The 16964-nt window shown below is 66.1% G+C and carries 19 protein-coding genes; 2 read left to right on the top strand and 17 right to left on the bottom strand.

The genetic code is table 11. The annotated features are described in order from the left end of the window. Positions 1–151: 151 nt before the first annotated feature. The 6 genes from HHL27_RS20240 to HHL27_RS20215 form a co-directional block, all read right to left on the bottom strand. Complete coding sequence (locus tag HHL27_RS20240) at positions 152–526, bottom strand: copper-binding protein (RefSeq protein WP_225010877.1); 375 nt, start codon at positions 524–526, stop codon at positions 152–154. Then, complete coding sequence (locus HHL27_RS20235; RefSeq protein ID WP_169495207.1) at positions 523–3657, bottom strand: CusA/CzcA family heavy metal efflux RND transporter; 3135 nt, start codon at positions 3655–3657, stop codon at positions 523–525. Before HHL27_RS20235 ends, HHL27_RS20240 begins: the two co-directional genes overlap by 4 nt. Further along, on the bottom strand, positions 3654–4889 hold the full coding sequence (locus HHL27_RS20230) for an efflux RND transporter periplasmic adaptor subunit (protein WP_169495206.1): 1236 nt from the start codon (positions 4887–4889) through the stop codon (positions 3654–3656). Before HHL27_RS20230 ends, HHL27_RS20235 begins: the two co-directional genes overlap by 4 nt. After that, positions 4886–6127 (bottom strand): TolC family protein, encoded by a 1242-nt coding sequence (locus HHL27_RS20225; RefSeq protein WP_169495205.1) that lies wholly within the window; start codon positions 6125–6127, stop codon positions 4886–4888. Before HHL27_RS20225 ends, HHL27_RS20230 begins: the two co-directional genes overlap by 4 nt. Before the next feature lie 138 nt (positions 6128–6265). Then, the gene (locus HHL27_RS20220) at positions 6266–6532 is read right to left on the bottom strand and encodes a hypothetical protein (protein WP_169495204.1); all 267 of its coding nucleotides are present in this window, start codon (positions 6530–6532) and stop codon (positions 6266–6268) included. A gap of 70 nt (positions 6533–6602) precedes the next feature. Beyond that, positions 6603–6974 carry a hypothetical protein gene (locus HHL27_RS20215; protein ID WP_225010881.1) on the bottom strand — a complete coding sequence of 124 codons (372 nt, stop codon included), beginning with the start codon at positions 6972–6974 and terminating at the stop codon, positions 6603–6605. A 762-nt stretch (positions 6975–7736) separates the two neighbouring features. Between HHL27_RS20215 and ligD the strand changes: the two genes are divergently transcribed. Beyond that, positions 7737–7904, top strand: a complete 168-nt coding sequence (ligD, locus tag HHL27_RS20210) for a non-homologous end-joining DNA ligase LigD (RefSeq protein WP_169495203.1) — start codon at positions 7737–7739, stop codon at positions 7902–7904. Positions 7905–7916: 12 nt separating this feature from the next. Then, complete coding sequence (locus HHL27_RS20205) at positions 7917–8105, top strand: hypothetical protein (protein WP_169495202.1); 189 nt, start codon at positions 7917–7919, stop codon at positions 8103–8105. Between the two features lie 31 nt (positions 8106–8136). Here HHL27_RS20205 and HHL27_RS20200 read toward each other — a convergent pair whose 3' ends face one another. The 11 genes from HHL27_RS20200 to bluB form a co-directional block, all read right to left on the bottom strand. Continuing rightward, a complete protein-coding gene (locus HHL27_RS20200) occupies positions 8137–8919 on the bottom strand; it encodes a DUF2182 domain-containing protein (RefSeq protein WP_169495201.1) in 783 nt (260 codons plus the stop codon). 2 nt (positions 8920–8921) lie between these two features. After that, positions 8922–9554 carry a DUF1326 domain-containing protein gene (locus HHL27_RS20195; protein ID WP_169495200.1) on the bottom strand — a complete coding sequence of 211 codons (633 nt, stop codon included), beginning with the start codon at positions 9552–9554 and terminating at the stop codon, positions 8922–8924. Positions 9555–9724: 170 nt separating this feature from the next. Then, the gene (cobU, locus tag HHL27_RS20190) at positions 9725–10231 is read right to left on the bottom strand and encodes a bifunctional adenosylcobinamide kinase/adenosylcobinamide-phosphate guanylyltransferase (RefSeq protein WP_169495199.1); all 507 of its coding nucleotides are present in this window, start codon (positions 10229–10231) and stop codon (positions 9725–9727) included. After that, the gene (locus HHL27_RS20185) at positions 10224–11687 is read right to left on the bottom strand and encodes a cobyric acid synthase (protein ID WP_169495198.1); all 1464 of its coding nucleotides are present in this window, start codon (positions 11685–11687) and stop codon (positions 10224–10226) included. The genes cobU and HHL27_RS20185 overlap by 8 nt, the downstream gene beginning before the upstream one ends. Continuing rightward, positions 11687–12628 (bottom strand): adenosylcobinamide-phosphate synthase CbiB, encoded by a 942-nt coding sequence (cbiB, locus tag HHL27_RS20180; RefSeq protein WP_169495197.1) that lies wholly within the window; start codon positions 12626–12628, stop codon positions 11687–11689. Before cbiB ends, HHL27_RS20185 begins: the two co-directional genes overlap by 1 nt. After that, positions 12621–13601 carry a threonine-phosphate decarboxylase CobD gene (gene cobD / locus HHL27_RS20175; RefSeq protein WP_169495231.1) on the bottom strand — a complete coding sequence of 327 codons (981 nt, stop codon included), beginning with the start codon at positions 13599–13601 and terminating at the stop codon, positions 12621–12623. The genes cbiB and cobD overlap by 8 nt, the downstream gene beginning before the upstream one ends. Further along, positions 13601–14317 carry an adenosylcobinamide-GDP ribazoletransferase gene (gene cobS, locus HHL27_RS20170; protein ID WP_169495196.1) on the bottom strand — a complete coding sequence of 239 codons (717 nt, stop codon included), beginning with the start codon at positions 14315–14317 and terminating at the stop codon, positions 13601–13603. Before cobS ends, cobD begins: the two co-directional genes overlap by 1 nt. Then, complete coding sequence (locus HHL27_RS20165) at positions 14314–14880, bottom strand: histidine phosphatase family protein (protein WP_169495195.1); 567 nt, start codon at positions 14878–14880, stop codon at positions 14314–14316. Before HHL27_RS20165 ends, cobS begins: the two co-directional genes overlap by 4 nt. Beyond that, entirely contained in the window at positions 14877–15893 is a 1017-nt protein-coding gene (cobT, locus tag HHL27_RS20160; RefSeq protein ID WP_169495194.1) for a nicotinate-nucleotide--dimethylbenzimidazole phosphoribosyltransferase, read from the bottom strand. The genes HHL27_RS20165 and cobT overlap by 4 nt, the downstream gene beginning before the upstream one ends. Next, positions 15890–16297: a DUF1636 domain-containing protein gene (locus HHL27_RS20155; RefSeq protein ID WP_169495193.1), complete on the bottom strand. Its 408-nt coding sequence runs from the start codon at positions 16295–16297 to the stop codon at positions 15890–15892. Before HHL27_RS20155 ends, cobT begins: the two co-directional genes overlap by 4 nt. A 25-nt stretch (positions 16298–16322) precedes the next feature. After that, positions 16323–16964, bottom strand: a complete 642-nt coding sequence (gene bluB / locus HHL27_RS20150; protein ID WP_420874087.1) for a 5,6-dimethylbenzimidazole synthase — start codon at positions 16962–16964, stop codon at positions 16323–16325.

Raw genomic sequence — 16964 nt, 5'->3', positions numbered from 1 at the left:
CGGCGATAATATAATGGATGCCCTTACGGTTTCTGAGAGGTTCAGGTTGATTGGACTGCACGTTGTTGTGCTGGGGCGAGGGTGTGGTCGGACCGATAACTCGCTACCAATCTCGACCACGCCTTTTTCTTCAACCTTCGCTCAATAAAGGTCAGGAGCCAAATTTCTGGATCATCGTGATGGCACCAAGTTTGCCATCCCAATCGATCTCGAATCTCACTTTGTCGCCGATCTTCAATCCCGAAATTTGCTCCGGCTTTGCCGAGAAGCTCATGGTCATCGCGGGCCATTTGAGTGCGGCGATTTCGTGGTGATCGAGCGTTACCGTGCCTTTGGCGGCGTCAATTGCCGCGACGGTGCCGGTACTCGCCCCATGCATCATCGGCCCGGCCATTGGCATGCCCGTCATGCTGCCGGTGTTGGTGGGGGCGGTTTCCGCAGGCTTCGTAGCTTCGGCTTCCTTCTTGCAGGCAGAAAGCAATGCCATCAGTGCCAGGCTGGTCGCAATCATCAGGGACTTCTTCACTGTACTTCTCCTTCAGGTTGAACTTGGGAATGGGATCTGCGGCGCATCAGCAAATAGGCAGCAGGGATGATCAGCATTGAAAGCAGCGGTGCGGTCAGCATACCGCCGATCATCGGCGCCGCGATCCGGCTCATCACTTCCGAGCCGGTGCCGCCGCCCACCAGCACCGGGAACAGGCCAGCAAGGATCACCGCCACCGTCATTGCCTTGGGCCGAACGCGCAGCAGTGCGCCTTCCCGAACAGCGGCGGCGACATCGCCGTCTTCTCGCCCTTCCAAGGCCTGTTTGAGGTAGATCAGCATGACCACGCCGAACTCTGCCGCGACGCCGGCCAACGCGATGAACCCGACCGCGCTTGCCACCGACTGGTTGTAACCAAGCAGGTAGAGCAGCCATAGCCCGCCGGTGAGCGCGAACGGCAGCGTGCCCATGATCAGCAGCGCCTCGTCCCAGCGCCGGAAGGTCAGGTAAAGCAGTGCGAAGATGATCGCGAGCGTCACCGGGATGACCAGCTTCATCCTCTCCTTGGCACGGACGAAGAACTCGTACTGACCAGTGTAGGAGACGCTGACGCCCGGCGGAAGTTGGACCTTGCTGGCAATAGTTTGCTGGATGTCGTCAACCAGCGTCTGCATATCGCGGTCGCGGCCATCGACATAGATCCAGGTCACCGGGCGACCGTTTTCACTCCTGAGCATCGGTGGGCCGTCGCTGATCCGGACAGAAGCGACGGTGCCGAGCGTGATCTGCTGGCCAGACGGTGTCAGCACCGGCAGAGCTGCAAGCTTGTCCGGACTGTCGCGCAACTCGCGCGGGTAGCGCAAGTTGATCGGGTAGCGCGCGAGGCCCTCGACCGTCTGGCCGATATTCTCGCCGCCGATCGCGCCGGCAACCACCGCCTGGACGTCGGCCACATTCAATCCGTAGCGGTCGGCTGAGGCGCGGTCGATATCGACATCGACGTAGCGCCCGCCGGTCAGCCGTTCGGCCAGCGCCGAGGTGACGCCGGGCACGGTCCGTACGACCTGCTCGATCTGCGTGGCGGTACGGTCGATCTCCGCAAGGTTCGAGCCCGCGACCTTGATCCCAACCGGACTCTTGACCCCCGTTGCCAGCATGTCGATGCGGTTGCGGATTGGCGGGATCCAAAAATTGGCGAGACCAGGCACCTTCACCCGCGCGTCCAATTCACCGACCAGCTTTTCAGGCGTCATCCCGGGGCGCCACTGGTCGCGAGGTTTGAAATGAATGGTCGTCTCGAACATTTCCAATGGCGCGGGATCGGTCGCGCTATCGGCGCGGCCCGCCTTGCCGAACACGCTTGCGACCTCGGGCACAGACTTGATCAACCGATCGGTCTGCTGAAGCAGGCGCCCCGCTTCTGCCGCCGACAAGCCGGGCAGCGCCGAGGGCATGTAGAGCAGGTCGCCCTCGTTCATTTGCGGCAGGAACTCGCCGCCGACCTTTGCCATCGGCCAGAGTGTAGTGGCGAATAGCAGCACGGCGATTAGCATCGTCCACTTGGGCCGCTCCAGCACCCAGTCAATTGCCGGGCGATAGGCCCGTACCAACCAGCGGTTGAGCGGGTTGGCCTCCTCGCTAGGGATTTTTCCCTTGATCAGCAGCCCCATCAACACCGGGATCAGCGTGATCGAAAGGAATGCGGCCGCCGCCATCGCGTAGGTCTTGGTGAAGGCGAGCGGTGCAAACAGCCGGCCCTCCTGTCCCTGCAGCGTGAAGATCGGAAGGAACGAAAAGGTAATGATCAGCAGGCTCAGGAACAGCGCCGGGCCGACTTCAGCGGCCGCATTTGTCACGATCCGCCAGCGAGTCGAGCGATCGGGCTCGGTGTCAGGATTGTCGTTATGCCAACGTTCGAGATGCTTGTGGGCGTTCTCGATCATCACCACCGCTGCATCGACCATCGCGCCGATAGCGATGGCAATGCCGCCCAAGGAGAGGATATTGGCGTTGAGGCCCTGCAGGCGCATGACGATGAAGGCGATCAGGATGCCGAGCGGCAAGGTCAGGATCGCGACCATCGCCGAGCGCGCGTGCCAAAGGAACAGCGCACAAACGGCTGCTACGATGACGAACTCCTCGATCAGCTTGTGGTTCAGATTCTGGACCGCGTGATCGATCAAACCCGAACGGTCGTAGGTTGGGACAATCTCAACACCGGGCGGCAGGCTCTTCTTGAGTACCTCGAGCTTGGCCCTGACACCCTCGATCACCGCGCGAGCGTTTTGGCCCTGGCGCATGATGATGACGCCGCCTGCGACTTCACCTTCGCCGTTCAATTCTGCGATGCCGCGTCGCATCTCAGGACCGACCTGTACCGTGGCGACATCGCCAAGCGTCACCGGAATGCCGCTTGCCGCGGTGCGCAGCGGCACAGCACGGAAGTCGTCGAGGGTTTTCAGGTAACCGCTGGCGCGCACGGTATATTCGGCGCCCGCCATCTCCACGCTGGCGCCGCCGGTCTCCTGGTTGGCACGCTTCAGAGCTGCCCCAACTTGATCAGTAGTGACGCCGTAGGCGGCGAGCTTCTGCGGATCGACGATAACCTGATACTGCTTGACCATGCCGCCGATGCTGGCGACCTCGGCAACGCCGGGCACCGCCTTCAATTCAAAGCGCAGGAACCAGTCCTGGAGAGATCGGAGTTGCGCCAGATCGTGCCCACCGGCCTTGTCGACCAGCGCATATTCGTAAATCCACCCCACCCCGGTCGCGTCGGGACCGAGCGAGGCTTTCGCGCCTTCGGGCAGACGGCTCTGCACCTGGCTCAGATATTCGAGCACGCGGCTGCGCGCCCAGTAGAGGTCCGTGCTGTCGTCGAACAGCACATAGACGAAGCTGTCACCGACAAAGGAATATCCGCGCACCACCCGCGCACCGGGAACCGAGAGCATGGTTGAAGTGATGGGATAGGTGACCTGGTTCTCGACGATCTGCGGCGCCTGGCCCGGCCAGCTCGTGCGGATGATCACCTGCACGTCTGACAGATCTGGCAGCGCATCGATCGGTGTAGTCCTGACCGCCACCACCCCGATCGCGGTCAACACCAGCGCCGCCGCAATCACCAGGTTGCGCGCTCTGACTGAGGCACGGATGATGGAGGCGATCACTTGCTGCCCTCCAAAGGCCGCGCCGGAATGCCCGTCAGGCTCGCTTCGGAATCGAGCAGGAACTGGCCGGAAGCTACGACCTTTTCACCGGGAGCCAATCCCGCGATGATCTCGGTCTTTCCGCCGCCCTCTGTCCCCACACGAACCTCAGCCGGTCGATAGCGACCATCGGCGAGCGCCAGCATCACCAGGATGCGCGCACCGGTACGGATCACCGCCTCGCTCGGCACCAGCAGCGCCTGGCGTTGATCGCCTCCGAGCGAAACGCTGGCAAACATGCCGGGCTTGAGGCGTCCGCCACGGTTGGCGAGTTCAATGCGGATAGTCAGGGTGCGGCTGTCCGCCTGCGCGGTGGGTAGGATCGCGACCACGCGGCCCGTGAAAGTCTCACCCGGAAATGCGGATAGCGTCGCCTTCGCGCTCTGGCCGATCTTGATCATGCCTGCCTGCACTTCCGGCACGGCGGCATTGAGCCAGACCGTGCCGATGCCGGTCACCTGCGCAAGCGTCTGGCCCTGCGCCAACGTCACCCCTTGCCGGGCATCGAGCGACTGGATCACCCCCGCGATCGGCGAGGTGATCGTGATCGTGCCACTGGTTCGGCCCGACCGCTCGACGTGCGCAATCAGGCCGTCCGACATGCCGAGCAGTCGCAAGCGTTGCCTTGCGGCCGCGGTAAGGTCGGGCCTGCCGAGCCGTTTGACCGCGAGAAACTCACCCTGCGCGCCGCCCCATTCGGGCAGCTGGATGTCGGCAATCGGTGCGCCCGCGCCGATCACATCGCCCGGCGCGCGGCTATAGACGTGGGTGACGAACCCGCCAGAACGCGCCTGGATGATTGCGACATTGCGCTGGTTGAAGTCGATGGTCCCGGCGACCGATAGCGCCGATGGCAGACTGCCAACCTCGGCCGCGACGACCCGCAGCCCCAGGTTCTGTCCCGCAGCGGGATCGATGCTGATCCCAGGCGTTGCGCCCGTGGCAGAGGTTTCATCCGCGTATTTGGGCTGGGTCTTCATCCCCATCGACGAGAGCGAATTGGGATTGTCGTAGTGCTCGGCCGGCACCATCGGATCGTACCAGTAGAGGATCTTGCGCGCCGCTGGCGTCGATCCAGCTTCCCTCGTGGCTTCCCCGCGCTGGCCAATCCAATAACCGCCTCCACCCGCGATCAGTGCGATTGCCAATGCTCCGGCGCCCCAGCGCACGGCGTGTCTCGCGTCCATGCTCATGGCCGCATCTCCCCATATGTGAAATTGATCCGGATGGCGTCGCGTGCGACGTCGTCCTCGCGCGACAGCGCATCGACCTCGGCTTCGGCCAGCGCCAGCGTCGAGAGCAGCGCACTGCCGAGGTCGAGCTTGCCCGCAGCGTAGCTCGCCATGTCGAGTTCGGCACGGCGTTTGGCGAGCGGCACCAGGGTATTACGCGCATTCATCAGCCGCTGGTGGTGCATGACATGATCGGCAAGATCACCATCGAGCGCGGCGACGATCTGTTGTTCTCCCCCCGTGCGCATCAGCCGCGCCCGTTCGGCTTCGCTCGCTCGCGCGGCGATCCTGGGGTCCTGCCGTCGTTTGGAGAAGAACGGCAAATCGATGCTGATGCCGACTGATACCATGTCGCCATAGGCGGGATCGCGGCGGCCGTAGGAGGTGCTGACCCGCCAATCGGGCCGCTTGTCGGCGCGGGCGAGTTCGGTTTCCGCATCCGCCGCGCCGACACCCGCATCCAGTGCCTGCAAGGTCGGAAGTGAAGCAAGCCCGGCAATCAATCGGGCGCGATCGACTTCAAGGATAGGCGGGTCGCCCGAGACGTCGGCCAAGGGATCGCCGGTAAAGCGCGCCAGTCTCGCCTGCGCCTTGGCGACATCGGCCGTGAGCTCGCTACGCCTGTCCGCAACGGCGGCACGCAGCTGGTCGGGTTCAAGCGCCGCACTGGGCCGCGCCGCGCCGGAGGCGAGCCTTGCCGAAACGGTAGCTTGGAGTTCGCCGAGGCTTTGATCCAGAACCTGCAACTGGGCGAGACGCCGCTTGGCATAATAGAGATCGACCCAGGCAAGCGCGGTCTCAAGCCGGAGGTTCTGTGCTTCAACGGCAAGGTCGGCCTCGGCCACGCCAATGCCAGCCTGTGCGCGGGACCGTTGGGCACGGCGCTTGGCGGGATTGGGGAACGGCTGTTCGATCCCGATCCGTGCCATCGTCATGCTCTCGCGGGTGAAGCTGAAGGCGGGCGGTCCCGAGACGGGGAAATTGTCGATGCCGACCGATAGGGTTGGATCGGGAAGCCGACCGGCGGCGACTGCAGCCGAGCGCGTGGCATCGACGCCGGCCATGCCTGCCTTGAGCGAGGGCGCTTTATTCGTAGCGTGCCGGAGCGCGGCATCGAACGTCAGCGGCTCGGCCAGCGCTGCGCACGGGATCGCCGCGAGCAGCGGCGTCAGAACCATCAAGCGCACAATCAATCGCATGGAAATCTCCTGATCGGGAGAGCCATGGCCAATGCCGAAACGGTAAGCTGGGCGAACGGGCGCCGGCGAAGGGGGCATACTCCGCTGGCGCCACGCGCCCGGCCGTGTTTGTTATCGGCTGTCGGCCAGGCAATCGCCTTAACCGACCGACTGCGCTCCAGCCTTGCCGGGCACGTCCATCATGCAGGCGGCATGGTCGGCCGTCATCATGGCGCAGTCGCAATTGGCCTCGGTGGTTTCAGCGTCCTTGACCCAGACGCGGGTGCGCGAAGGCACGGTCGACTTCGGGCCGAAAGAGGGTCCATTCCGCCATTCCCAATGGCCGCCGACATTGTCATGGGCCGAGGCGATGGATGCGGTAGCGAGCCCCGCCGCGATAGCAGCGAGCGTGAGAATCGTCTTCATGTGAAAGATCCTTGGTTGAACTGTGAGGAGGCACGCGCGAACGAAATGCTCGCAGGTGCGCCGCTAGTGTTCAGCCAAGGTGCGCGGGTGGTTCGGGCTCCGGCCCTGTATTGCGTCCAACCAGCGCGGTCACCGATGTGAGCGGCGGTGCCAGGTCGCGGAATTCCAAAGGTTTACCAAGCGTGACCGATGGAATCAGTGCCATCGGAATAGCGCACCCCATCTTGGCGATGCAGTCCGGCGTCATTCCCTTACACGGCTTTTCAGGCTGCGGGGCCTGCTTGGCGAGACCCATCATTTCAGCACAGTCCGCGCTCATATTAGACGCGACCACCGTTTGCTCGGCTTTCGCCACCGGGATCACGTGCGCAAACGCAGCTTCCTGACTCAAGAGGCCCAGCAGTGCTCCCATCATAAGCAGCAAGGAATACCAACGCTTCACATGCCCCCTTTCGGCTTGCGCTTGGCGACTGTCAATTCCTCTGGTGTGTGCACTGGCTGCGCCCAATTCAACGTGATGGTCCCGTATTTCCACGCTACCACTACGCCGACGTGCAACTTTTGATTGCCTGTCGAAGTGGAGTTCCGAATGGCTTCCGCCTCTGACTGACCGATTAGGTCCGGGGGCGGCGAACCGCTCCCTTGATATTCTCAAGGCGGCGTTCAACAAGGCCGAAGCATGGGGGTACCGGGCAGAGAATTCAAATCCCTACCGATCCATTTGGCATAACCGTCGCGTGCATCGCAAGCGCTTCCTTTCCGGCGAAGAACTTGCGCGTCTGGGCGTACTCGTGCCAGAGAGGAGACAGAGTGATGATCCAATGAAGCGTACGTATGCGTCGGCGATCACCCTGCTGCTTCTGACAGGTTGCCGAACGGGAGAGATCCTGGGGCTCCAATGGGCGGACCTGCGCGGGCTTCGTCTGCACCTGCGAGACAGCAAGACGGCGCCCCGGACTGTGTGGCTGGGGCAGGAGGCGCGCGATGTGATCGATGGATTGCCTCGCAAGGGAGCGAACCCATACATGTTCTGGAACTGGCGCTTTCGCCGACCCATAGGAACGCTTCGCATCGCGTTTCGCCCTTTGCCGGTCTCGCGCGCCCGTGCCGATCACGGAAATGGACGGCCAGGTTGAGGATTACGCACACATATTGGATGCCGAGGGCCTGCTCGCCTGCGTTCGAATCGGCACCATCGAATTCCATGCCTCGGGTAGTCGGGTGCGACGATGTCGAAGCGCCCGATCGGATAATCGTCGATCTGGAGCCCCACGAACAGCTGAACTGGGCCGATGTATGCGCCGCCGCGCGGCACTTGCTCGACCGGCTGGCCGACCTCGGTCATTCCAGCTTCGCGATGCTGTCGGGCTAGAAGGGAATGCATGTGGTGGTGCCGCTGACGCCGGGGCATTCCTGGCAGGCGCACAAGGATTTCGCGCATTGCTTCGCCGAGGCGCTGGCGATCGAGGAACACCCGTTTCCCATACGGGACATCGATCCGCTGCAACGCTGCGCCAGCGACAAGGCGCTGGCAGGGTGGGGCTTTGCCAGCCAGCGGCTGCCGGACCTTTGAACCGCAGCGATGCTCGCGACGCTGTGCCTTCTCAGGGCCACAGCATCAGTCCGCCGCCGAGAAGGCAGGCCAGTCCGACGATGACCGAAATCACCCGGTCGAGCGGAAGCAGCTTCTCGGATGCGACGATGATCGTCAGCAGCGCGACCCACACCACATTCATGACGCCCGCGACGAACAGCAGCGCCATGAGCAGCCAGCAGCAGCCGACGCATATCGCTCCGTGAAGCGCCCCCATGCGCAACGCGCCGAAGGTGCCGTCGCGATAGTGGCGGCTCAGGAATGCGGCGGGATTTTGACAGTGGCGCAGGCAAGCCGATTTGAGCGGGCTGAGCTGATACGCTCCTGCGGCGATCAGGAGCATTCCGGAAAGCCGGTGACTCTGCGAAGCCATCGTCAGCGGGGCAATCAGGGCCCAGCGCGTAAGCCAAAACTGCATCAGGGTGGCGATGGCCGAAAACAGGCCCCATGCCAGCAGATAGCCGCACAGGAATCCGGCGACAGCAGGCGTGCGTCCTTGCGGGACGTTGCGCGCGACCCGTTCGTACAGGAGGATGGTCGGGGCAGCAGATGGCAGCATCATCGCGACCATCATCGTCCACCACATCGAAAAGACGATCGCCAGCCGATCGATCGACCACGAGGCGGATGGTTCCATCACCATGCCGCCCATCGTGGCCTCGTCGGGCGGCGCGCCGTGCCCCATGGCGGCACCGCCCAGAATCCATGCCCAGGCCGCCGCGATCAATATGCCCAGCGCGACAATGGTGATGATCCGGGGCCGTGCCAGTATCGCGTTGACCCCAGTGTACATCGTCAACTCCTCACGACGCCATGGCTGTCGAGGTGCAAGTGGGCGAATTGCCCGTAGCTGGCCGCGTGTTCCAGCTGCATCGGGCTGAACGACCGACTGGAACCCGATCCGATCTCGGCCACTTCGTATTCGAAGCCATCCGGCAAGCGAATCTGCGCCCGGACTTCCGCACCGTTGACCGGACTGCGGATGGGCTCCCCATCCATCTCGAGGTGGCCGGGCACGCGCAGCCGCCCGCGGCGGCCTTCCACGTCGACATCGAAGGCAATCGGCACGAAGCCGGGTTCGTGCATGGTCTCGATGGTGGACGCGAAGACGGCAAAGACCGTGGCGAAGGGATCAGTGTCGCCGCCGGTCATGATGGTGAGCAAGGCATCGCGCTGTGCCGGCCCTGCACGTTCATCGACAAAGGCGGCACATTCGCCCTTGCCCTCGTGGATCGGTCCGGGCCAGCGGAACACCGCCGCGATGTTCAGCCCCGAAAGGTCCGTCTCTCCACGGTGGCCTTCGTCAATCGCCATGCCGAACACGGCCTGGCAGCCGCCTTTGTCAGGCAAGCCGCCGAACTGGCAGTTGCAGCCGTATTCGCAGTTGCAGTTGGCGAATTCCCTGCCGCGCAGTTTCCAGTAGGTCATGGTACCGCCTCCGCCGTAGTGCGGGTCTACCCTCCCTCCTGCCAGTTACGGCAGGTTGCCAAGTTATAGCAGCAAACCCCGGTCATGTCAGTGTTCATGCGAGGCCATGGGAGACGGTCGGCGGGCTTCGTCGTGCGTTGCTGAAACGCTGAGTTCCGGGGGCGGTTGCTCTACTTGAACCTCAGGTTCAGGCCCGCCGCGACGAACTGGACCTCGTCCGCACAGGCTGCGATCCGTTGGTTTACCCGGCCCGCTTCATCACGAAACCGGCGTGCGAGCGCATTTTCGGGTACGATGCCCAGGCCGACTTCGTTGCTGACCAGAATGATGTGCCCCCGGGCATTAGCGATCGCGGCCGTCAGGCGGGCGGTGGCTGCGGGGATGTCGCGATCCGACAACAGCAGGTTCGAGACCCACAGGGTGAGGCAATCGACGAGCAGCGCCGTGTCGGGCGCGTCGTGGGCCTCGATCGTTTCGGGCAGGGCGATGGGGCTCTCGATTGTCGACCATGCGCCGCCGCGATCGTGCTGGTGGAGGCGGATGCGCTCGCGCATTTCATCATCCCAGGCTTCGGCCGTGGCAATGTAGGCGAGCGAAAGCCCGGTCGCTTCGGCGCGGGCCTGAGCATAGCGGCTCTTGCCCGAACGTGCGCCACCAAGAACGAACAGGCTAGGCAAGCGGGGCCTCCTGCGCGAGCTTGAGCAGCGCGTCGACGTCGAGGTGGGTTTCGAGATCGTTGGCGATGGCATCGAGCGCGGCATCGACGCTGGCGGTATGGTCCGTGCGGTCCGAGTGGACGCCGAGCATGGCCAGCAGTGCCGCGCGCAGCCCGGTGCTGGCCAGCGCGCCGTGGACATAACTGCCCATCACCCGACCATCCGCGCTGACCGCGCCGTCGGCGCGCGCGCCGTCGAGCAGCGCGAAGGGGCGTTGGCCATCTGGCCCGCTGGTCTCGCCCATGTGCATCTCGAAGCCGTCGAAGGCCTGCTCCAGCGCTGTACCGTGGACGCGGCGCAGGGCCTTGTCGGGCGTCAGCACGGTTTCCACGTCGAGCAGTCCGAGGCCGTCGATCTCGCGCTGCGGTCCTTCTATGCCGTGCGGGTCGTGGATGTGGCGGCCGAGCATCTGGAAGCCGCCACAAATGCCCAGGATGCGCCCGCCGCGGCGGTGATGGGCAAGGATGTCGATGTCCCAGCCCTGTTCGCGCAGGGCGGCCATGTCTGCGATGGTGGCCTTCGAGCCGGGCAGCACGATCAGCGCGCAATCGGCGGGGATCGGCTGGCCGGGCGGCACCATGACCAGGCTGATGCCGCTTTCGGCCTTGAGCGGATCGAGATCGTCGAAGTTGGCGATGCGCGGCAGGATCGGACATGCGACCCTGATCGTACCCGCCCCGTCGCGGGCATGGCGTTCCAGCACCACGGCGTCTTCGCTCGGCAGGCGCGCGCTGGCGGCCAGCCAGGGGACCACGCCATGGCCGCGCCAGCCCGACAGCGCCTCGATCTGGCGGTAGCCGTCTTCGAACAGCGCAGGATCGCCGCGGAACTTGTTGATGATGAAGCCGTGGATCATGGCGGCGTCGGCCGGGTCGATCACCGCGCGGGTGCCGACGATCGCCGCGATCACGCCGCCCCGGTCGATATCCCCCACCAGCACCACCGGCACGTTGGCGGCGCGGGCGAAGCCCATGTTGGCGATATCGCCCGCGCGCAAGTTGATCTCTGCGGGTGAGCCTGCGCCTTCGACCACGACAACATCGCATTGCGCGCGCAGCCGCTGCCAGCTTTCCAGCACATCGGGCAGCAAGGTGCCGCGCGCGGCACGGAAATTGCTCCCGCCCAGCGTGCCGCGGACCCGCCCGTGCACCACCAGTTGCGAGGTGTGGTCGGCCTGCGGCTTGAGCAGGACCGGGTTCATGTCGGTGTGCGGCTCTACCCGGCAGGCCATGGCCTGCAAGGCCTGCGCCCGGCCGATCTCTCCACCATCGACGGTGACGGCGGCATTGTTCGACATGTTCTGCGGCTTGAACGGGCGCACCCGCAGGCCGCGATTGGCAAAGGCGCGGCATAGCCCCGCGACCAGCACCGACTTGCCGACGTCCGATCCCGTGCCTTGCAGCATCAGCGCACCCATCACCATCCTCCCAGGGCCAGAGCGGCGGCCATCGCGCCGAGTAACACGCACGACCGGACATGAACCGCCAGCGCGCGTCGCACGTCGGCGGCCGTGGCATCGGCGCGGCCCTCGCCGATCCACGCCTTGGAATGGATCAGCCCGTCGTACGAGACCGGTCCGGCCAGACGCAGGTGCAGCACCCCGGCCATGGCGGCTTCGGTCCAGCCGGCATTGGGAGAAGCATGGCGGGCATGATCGCGCCACATTGTCGCCCAGCCGCCACGGCCCACCAGGCAGATAACCACCGCGCCGATCCGTGCGGGCAACAGGTTCAGCGCATCGTCAGTCCGCGCCGCGGCCCAGCCGAAGGCGCGCCACCGCGGTTCGCGGTGACCGATCAGGCTGTCGGCGGTGTTTATCGCCTTGTAGATCCAGACACCAGGCAGGCCGCCCACGATCAGCCAGAAAAGCGGTGCGGCGATGCCGTCGCAGAAGCTTTCGGCGAGGCTTTCGATCGCCGCGCGGGCGAGGGCGGCAGCATCGAGATCGCGCGTGTCGCGCCCGCAGATCATCGACACCGCGTGCCGCGCCGCCGCGATGTCCCCGGCTTCCAGCGCGACCGCGACAGGACGGACGTGGTCGTACAGGCTACGCTGCGCGAGGGCGGGCCACGCGAGCGCGGCCACCGCCACCCACGACCAAGGCCCCAGCGCGGCGATGCAGAGCGCCTGCAGGGCGAGCGTGATGCCGCCCGCCGTCGCCACCAGCATCAGCACCGTCATCACACCCAGCAGCCGCCGTGTCGGGTCGCCCCGCGACGGCTGGTTCCAGCGCCGTTCGCAGGCTTCGATGATGCGCGCGAACGCCCCCACCGGATGACCCAGCCGACGATAGAGCGCATCGGGCCAGCCGATCACGGCGTCGAGCGCCAGTGCGGCAAGAGCGACGGGGTCAGCCATGGTCATCCAGCGCGGCGATGAAGCGGGCCAGCGCCTCGCGGCTTCCGGGCAGGCCGAGACGGAGCCAGCCGGGGTGCTGCTCGAACGGGCGGGTCAGGATGCCTCGCCGGGCCAGTCGTTCGAACAGGGCGCTGCCATCGCCGCATTCGATCAGCCGGAACAGCGGACACGCACCCGTCACCGCGTAGCCGCGCGCGCCAAGATGGGCGTCGAGTTCGGCCGCCTCTGCCCTGAGCCGTTCGCGCATCGCCACGATCCATCCGCTGTCGCGATAGGCGGCCGTTCCGATGGCAATGGCGGCGGCCGAGACCGGCCAAGCCCCCAGCGTCGCGCGCAGCCGCGCGAGCAGGTCGCGCGGCCCCAGCACGAAGCCGAGGCGCAGCCCGGCGAGGCCGAAGAACTTGCCGAACGAGCGGAAGACGACGAGGCGGTGGTCGTCTTCCACCATGTCGGCCAGCGTATGGCCGGGGTGGGCATCGGCAAAGGCTTCATCGAGGAGCAGCCACCCCGACCTGCCGCGCCGGGCAAGGATGCCGAGCAACGTCGCGCGGTCGAGCAGGCGGCCATCGGGGTTGTTGGGATTGGCCAGGATCAGGCTTTCTCCATCGGCCTGCGCCAGGGCGTCGAAGGTGATGGGCGAACTGCCTACCAGCATCTCCGTATGCGTGCGATAGGTGGGGTTCAGGTGTCGTCCGGTGTCGTTCCGTAGCGCGCCTGTCAGTCTGAGGCCGACTTCGGTGCCGGGCACTGCGCAGACGTGATCGGGATCACACCCGAAGTGCGTCGCTGCCGCCTGCTCCACTTCGCGCAGGGCCTGTTCGTCGGGCAAACCACGCCAGTCGACGGGCGTGACGGCGGCATGGGGCCAGGCGTGCGGGTTGATGCCGGTGGACAGGTCGAGCCAGTCCTCCTGCCCGAAGTGCGCGCGGGCGGCGGAAAGGCCGCCGCCGTGCCAGGTCCAGCGGTTCGGCATCATGCCTTCGCTCCTGCGCAAAACGCCAGCAGCAGCGCGGTTTCGATCAGCTCGATCCCGGCGCCGTGGCCATCGCCCGATATCCCGCCCATGCGCTGTGCGATCCAGCGGCCCCAAAGCGCGGCGGCGGGGATCGCCACCAGCAGCGCGGGGAAAGACCACGCTGCGGCGAGCAGTACCGTTGCCCAGATGCCAAGGTCGATGGGCCGGATCGCTCCTCGAAATCGTGCGCCGAGACCATCGTGCAGGGGCGCGATCCAGCGCGCCCAGAACAGCGGCGCGATGCGCGCCGCGAATGGAACCAGCACCAGCGCGGCGGTATCGCCGTGCGCGATCATCGCGTGCAGCAGCACCAGCTTGGCGAGCAGTTGCAGCGCGATGGCGGTCACGCCGAAACTGCCGACATGGGGATCGGACAGCACCGCCAGCAGCCGCGCTCGATCCTTGTGTGCCGCGCCGCTGGCGTCCGCGATATCGCCCAGTCCATCAAGGTGGAGCGCGCCCGTCACCAGCACCCATGCGGCCAGCGCCGTCAGCGCGCCGGTCCAGCTGTCGATGTGCGCACCGACCCAGCCTGCGCCCGCGACCAGGGCGCCCACGATCAGGCCCACGGCCGGGAACCACCGCATCGACGCGGCAAAGGCTTCGTCGGAGGCGGCGAACGATGGCGCGGGCAGACGGGTCAGAAACTGCACCGCGATGCACAGGCCCTTCATGGCCAAAGCCCCACGATCTGCGCGGTGCGCGGCGCGCCGGGCCAGATCCGCAGGCTGACCACGCAGGCATAGGGCAGGTCGAAGGCCCACAACTGCTGCTGGCCAAAGCCAAACAGGCAGGCCAGCGCAGCGCGGATCGCGCCGCCATGGGTAACGACCAGCGTATCGCGGTCGATGCCACCGAGCGCCGCGTCGATCCTCGCCGTCAGCGCGCTCCAGCGCTCGCCGCCCGGGGGCGGATTGGCGTCGGGATCGGCCCAGAACCGGGCGAGCGCCGCGCTGTCCACCTCGGCGCTGGCCAGCCCATCCCATGCGCCGAAATCCAGCTCGCGCCAGCGTGGGTCGGGCGTGACGGCCAGATTGCGCGGGGCGGCGATGGCCTCTGCCGCATGCGCGCAGCGGACGAGATCGGAGGAGACCACGGCGGCAAAGGGCAGGTCCGCGACCTGTTGCACGCAGGCGGCAAGGCCTTCCGGTGTGGTCGGCGCGTCGGTGTGGCCCAGCAGCCGTCCCGGCGCGTGCGGTGCGCCGTGGCGCATCAAATGGACGTGGAATGCGTTCACAGGCTGCCTGCCACCCCAGCTTCGGCAAAGGTCGCCATCTGCGCATGGGCGGCCAGCGCGGCGCGGATCACCGGCACGGCCAGCGCCGCGCCGCTGCCTTCGCCCAGCCGCAGGCCGAGATTCAGCAGCGGCGCAAGGCCAAGGCGGTTGAGCAGGCGCACATGGCCCGGCTCTGCCGAACAGTGGCCTGCGATGCAGTGGTCGGTGATGGCCGCGACCGCCGCGGCGAGTGGTGCAATGGCGGCGCAGGTGATGAAACCGTCGAGCACCACCGGAATGCGCAACTGACGTGCCTTCACCACGGCCCCCGCGATTGCCGCGATCTCGCGCCCGCCCAGTCGCCGCAGCGTTTCGAACGGCGTGTGCGGTGCGTCGGCATGGTGGCCAAGCGCGCGTTCGATCACCGCGATCTTGCGCGCGATGCCAGCGCTGTCGACGCCGGTGCCGGGGCCAGTCCATTCGGCCACGCTGCCGCCAAGGCTGCGCGCGCAGAGCGCAGCGGCGGCCGTGGTATTGCCGATGCCCATTTCGCCGACGATCAGGATCTGGAGATCGGGCGTTACCACCTCGGCCCCCGACGACAGCGCGGCGAGGCATTCGTCCGCGTGCATGGCGGGTGCGATCGTGAAATCGACCGTCGGGCGATCGAGCTCCAGCGCAACGATCTTCAGGTCCAGCCCGGCGGCCTGGGCCAGCGCGTTGATCGCGGCGCCCCCAGCGCTGAAATTGGCGACCATCGATGCCGTCACGCTGGCGGGAAAGGCGCTGACTCCGTGGATGGTGAAGCCGTGGTTGCCCGCAAAGATTGCGGCGCGACCGCGTGTCAGCGTCGGGCAGGCGGTGCCCTGCCAGCCGGCCATGAACACCGCGATATCCTCCAGCCGCCCCAGCGAGCCGGGTGGCTTGGTCAGTTCGCCTTGCCGTGCGCGCGCGGCGGCGATGGCGGACGTATTGGCGGCCGGCAGCGCGCCAAGCGCCGCCTCGAACGCCGCGATGGAGGAAAAGTCGGTCATTCCGCCACGAACCCCGGTGGGGGCGTGCGGCAGATGAAGTGCCCCTTCACGCCCTGCGGCCACTGCTTGAACGGCACGCGACCATGTTCGCTCGCCGCGTGGTGGACTGCATAATCGAGGATGGCCGTGGCGGCGTCCTCATCGGGCGTGAAGCGACCGAGGACATAGCCGACCTTGCCCGGCGCACGCACGTGGACCGAGCAGAACTCGGCGCAGGAGAACAGGCAGGGCATTTCCTGCACCGCGATCCCGGCATAGCGCGCGTCGCCCTGTTGCACCGCGCGCAGGGCGGCGACCAGCTGTGCGCCTCCGCGCTGGCCGTCGGCGTCGGTCTGCGATTCCTTCGAATGGCGGCAGGTGTTGCAGGCCACGATGGCCGGGCCATCCTCGGCTGGGATCAGCATCGCATTGCGCTCCTTTGGGGAAAGTTCATCGTTCGAACACGCGGTCGGCCAGCGGCTCGCGCGATTGCCAGCCGCGCTGTTCGAGTTCGGGCATATCGGAAGGTTCTGCGGGATAGCCGATGCACAGCAGCGCGATCAGCGACCACTGGGGCGGTACGTCGAGCATGGCCGTCACCGTCTGCGGATCGAGAATCGAAACCCAGCCAAGGCCGATGCCGCGAAGGCGCGCGGCCAGCCACAGCGTCTGGATCGCAGCCACGCAGGAATAGCGCAGCATTTCCGGCATCGTCGCAATGCCGAGCCGGTGACCCGCCAGCGCCTGTTCATCGCAGAACACCGCCATCAGCTCTGGCGCTTCGCGGATGCCATGCAGCTTGAGCGCGGTGTAATCCTCGTACCGCGGCTGTCCGGCATAGGTCCGGGCCGCCAGCGCGTTCTGCTCGTCGACATGGGCGGCCAGCGCCTCGCGCAGGGCAGGGGTGCGCAGGTGCACGAAGCGCCAGGGCTGTGCATTGCCGACCGAGGGGGCCAGCGCCGCCTGCGCCAGCAGATCGGCCATGTCCTGTTCGGCGACCGGCTGCGTCGCGAAGTGGCGCACATCGCGACGCCAGCGCAGCAGCGCGTCGAAGCGCTGCGCGAATTCGGCATCGAACAGGGGCGGCGGCAG

The organism is Novosphingobium olei (genome assembly GCF_012927405.1).
Taxonomy (GTDB): domain Bacteria; phylum Pseudomonadota; class Alphaproteobacteria; order Sphingomonadales; family Sphingomonadaceae; genus Novosphingobium; species Novosphingobium olei.
Note: the sequence above shows the minus strand (reverse complement) of the source record. Positions and strands in the feature narration are given on the sequence as shown.

What these genes read in the sequence shown, in the direction of transcription:
- HHL27_RS20230 (WP_169495206.1), bottom strand. Translation starts at nt 4,889, where the DNA reads ATGAGCATGGACGCGAGACACGCCGTGCGCTGGGGCGCCGGAGCATTG.
- HHL27_RS20225 (WP_169495205.1), bottom strand. Translation starts at nt 6,127, where the DNA reads ATGCGATTGATTGTGCGCTTGATGGTTCTGACGCCGCTGCTCGCGGCG.
- HHL27_RS20220 (WP_169495204.1), bottom strand. Translation starts at nt 6,532, where the DNA reads ATGAAGACGATTCTCACGCTCGCTGCTATCGCGGCGGGGCTCGCTACC.
- ligD (WP_169495203.1), top strand. Translation starts at nt 7,737, where the DNA reads ATGCCTCGGGTAGTCGGGTGCGACGATGTCGAAGCGCCCGATCGGATA.
- HHL27_RS20200 (WP_169495201.1), bottom strand. Translation starts at nt 8,919, where the DNA reads ATGTACACTGGGGTCAACGCGATACTGGCACGGCCCCGGATCATCACC.
- HHL27_RS20195 (WP_169495200.1), bottom strand. Translation starts at nt 9,554, where the DNA reads ATGACCTACTGGAAACTGCGCGGCAGGGAATTCGCCAACTGCAACTGC.
- HHL27_RS20185 (WP_169495198.1), bottom strand. Translation starts at nt 11,687, where the DNA reads ATGGGTGCGCTGATGCTGCAAGGCACGGGATCGGACGTCGGCAAGTCG.
- cbiB (WP_169495197.1), bottom strand. Translation starts at nt 12,628, where the DNA reads ATGGCTGACCCCGTCGCTCTTGCCGCACTGGCGCTCGACGCCGTGATC.
- cobD (WP_169495231.1), bottom strand. Translation starts at nt 13,601, where the DNA reads ATGCCGAACCGCTGGACCTGGCACGGCGGCGGCCTTTCCGCCGCCCGC.
- cobS (WP_169495196.1), bottom strand. Translation starts at nt 14,317, where the DNA reads ATGAAGGGCCTGTGCATCGCGGTGCAGTTTCTGACCCGTCTGCCCGCG.
- cobT (WP_169495194.1), bottom strand. Translation starts at nt 15,893, where the DNA reads ATGACCGACTTTTCCTCCATCGCGGCGTTCGAGGCGGCGCTTGGCGCG.
- HHL27_RS20155 (WP_169495193.1), bottom strand. Translation starts at nt 16,297, where the DNA reads ATGCTGATCCCAGCCGAGGATGGCCCGGCCATCGTGGCCTGCAACACC.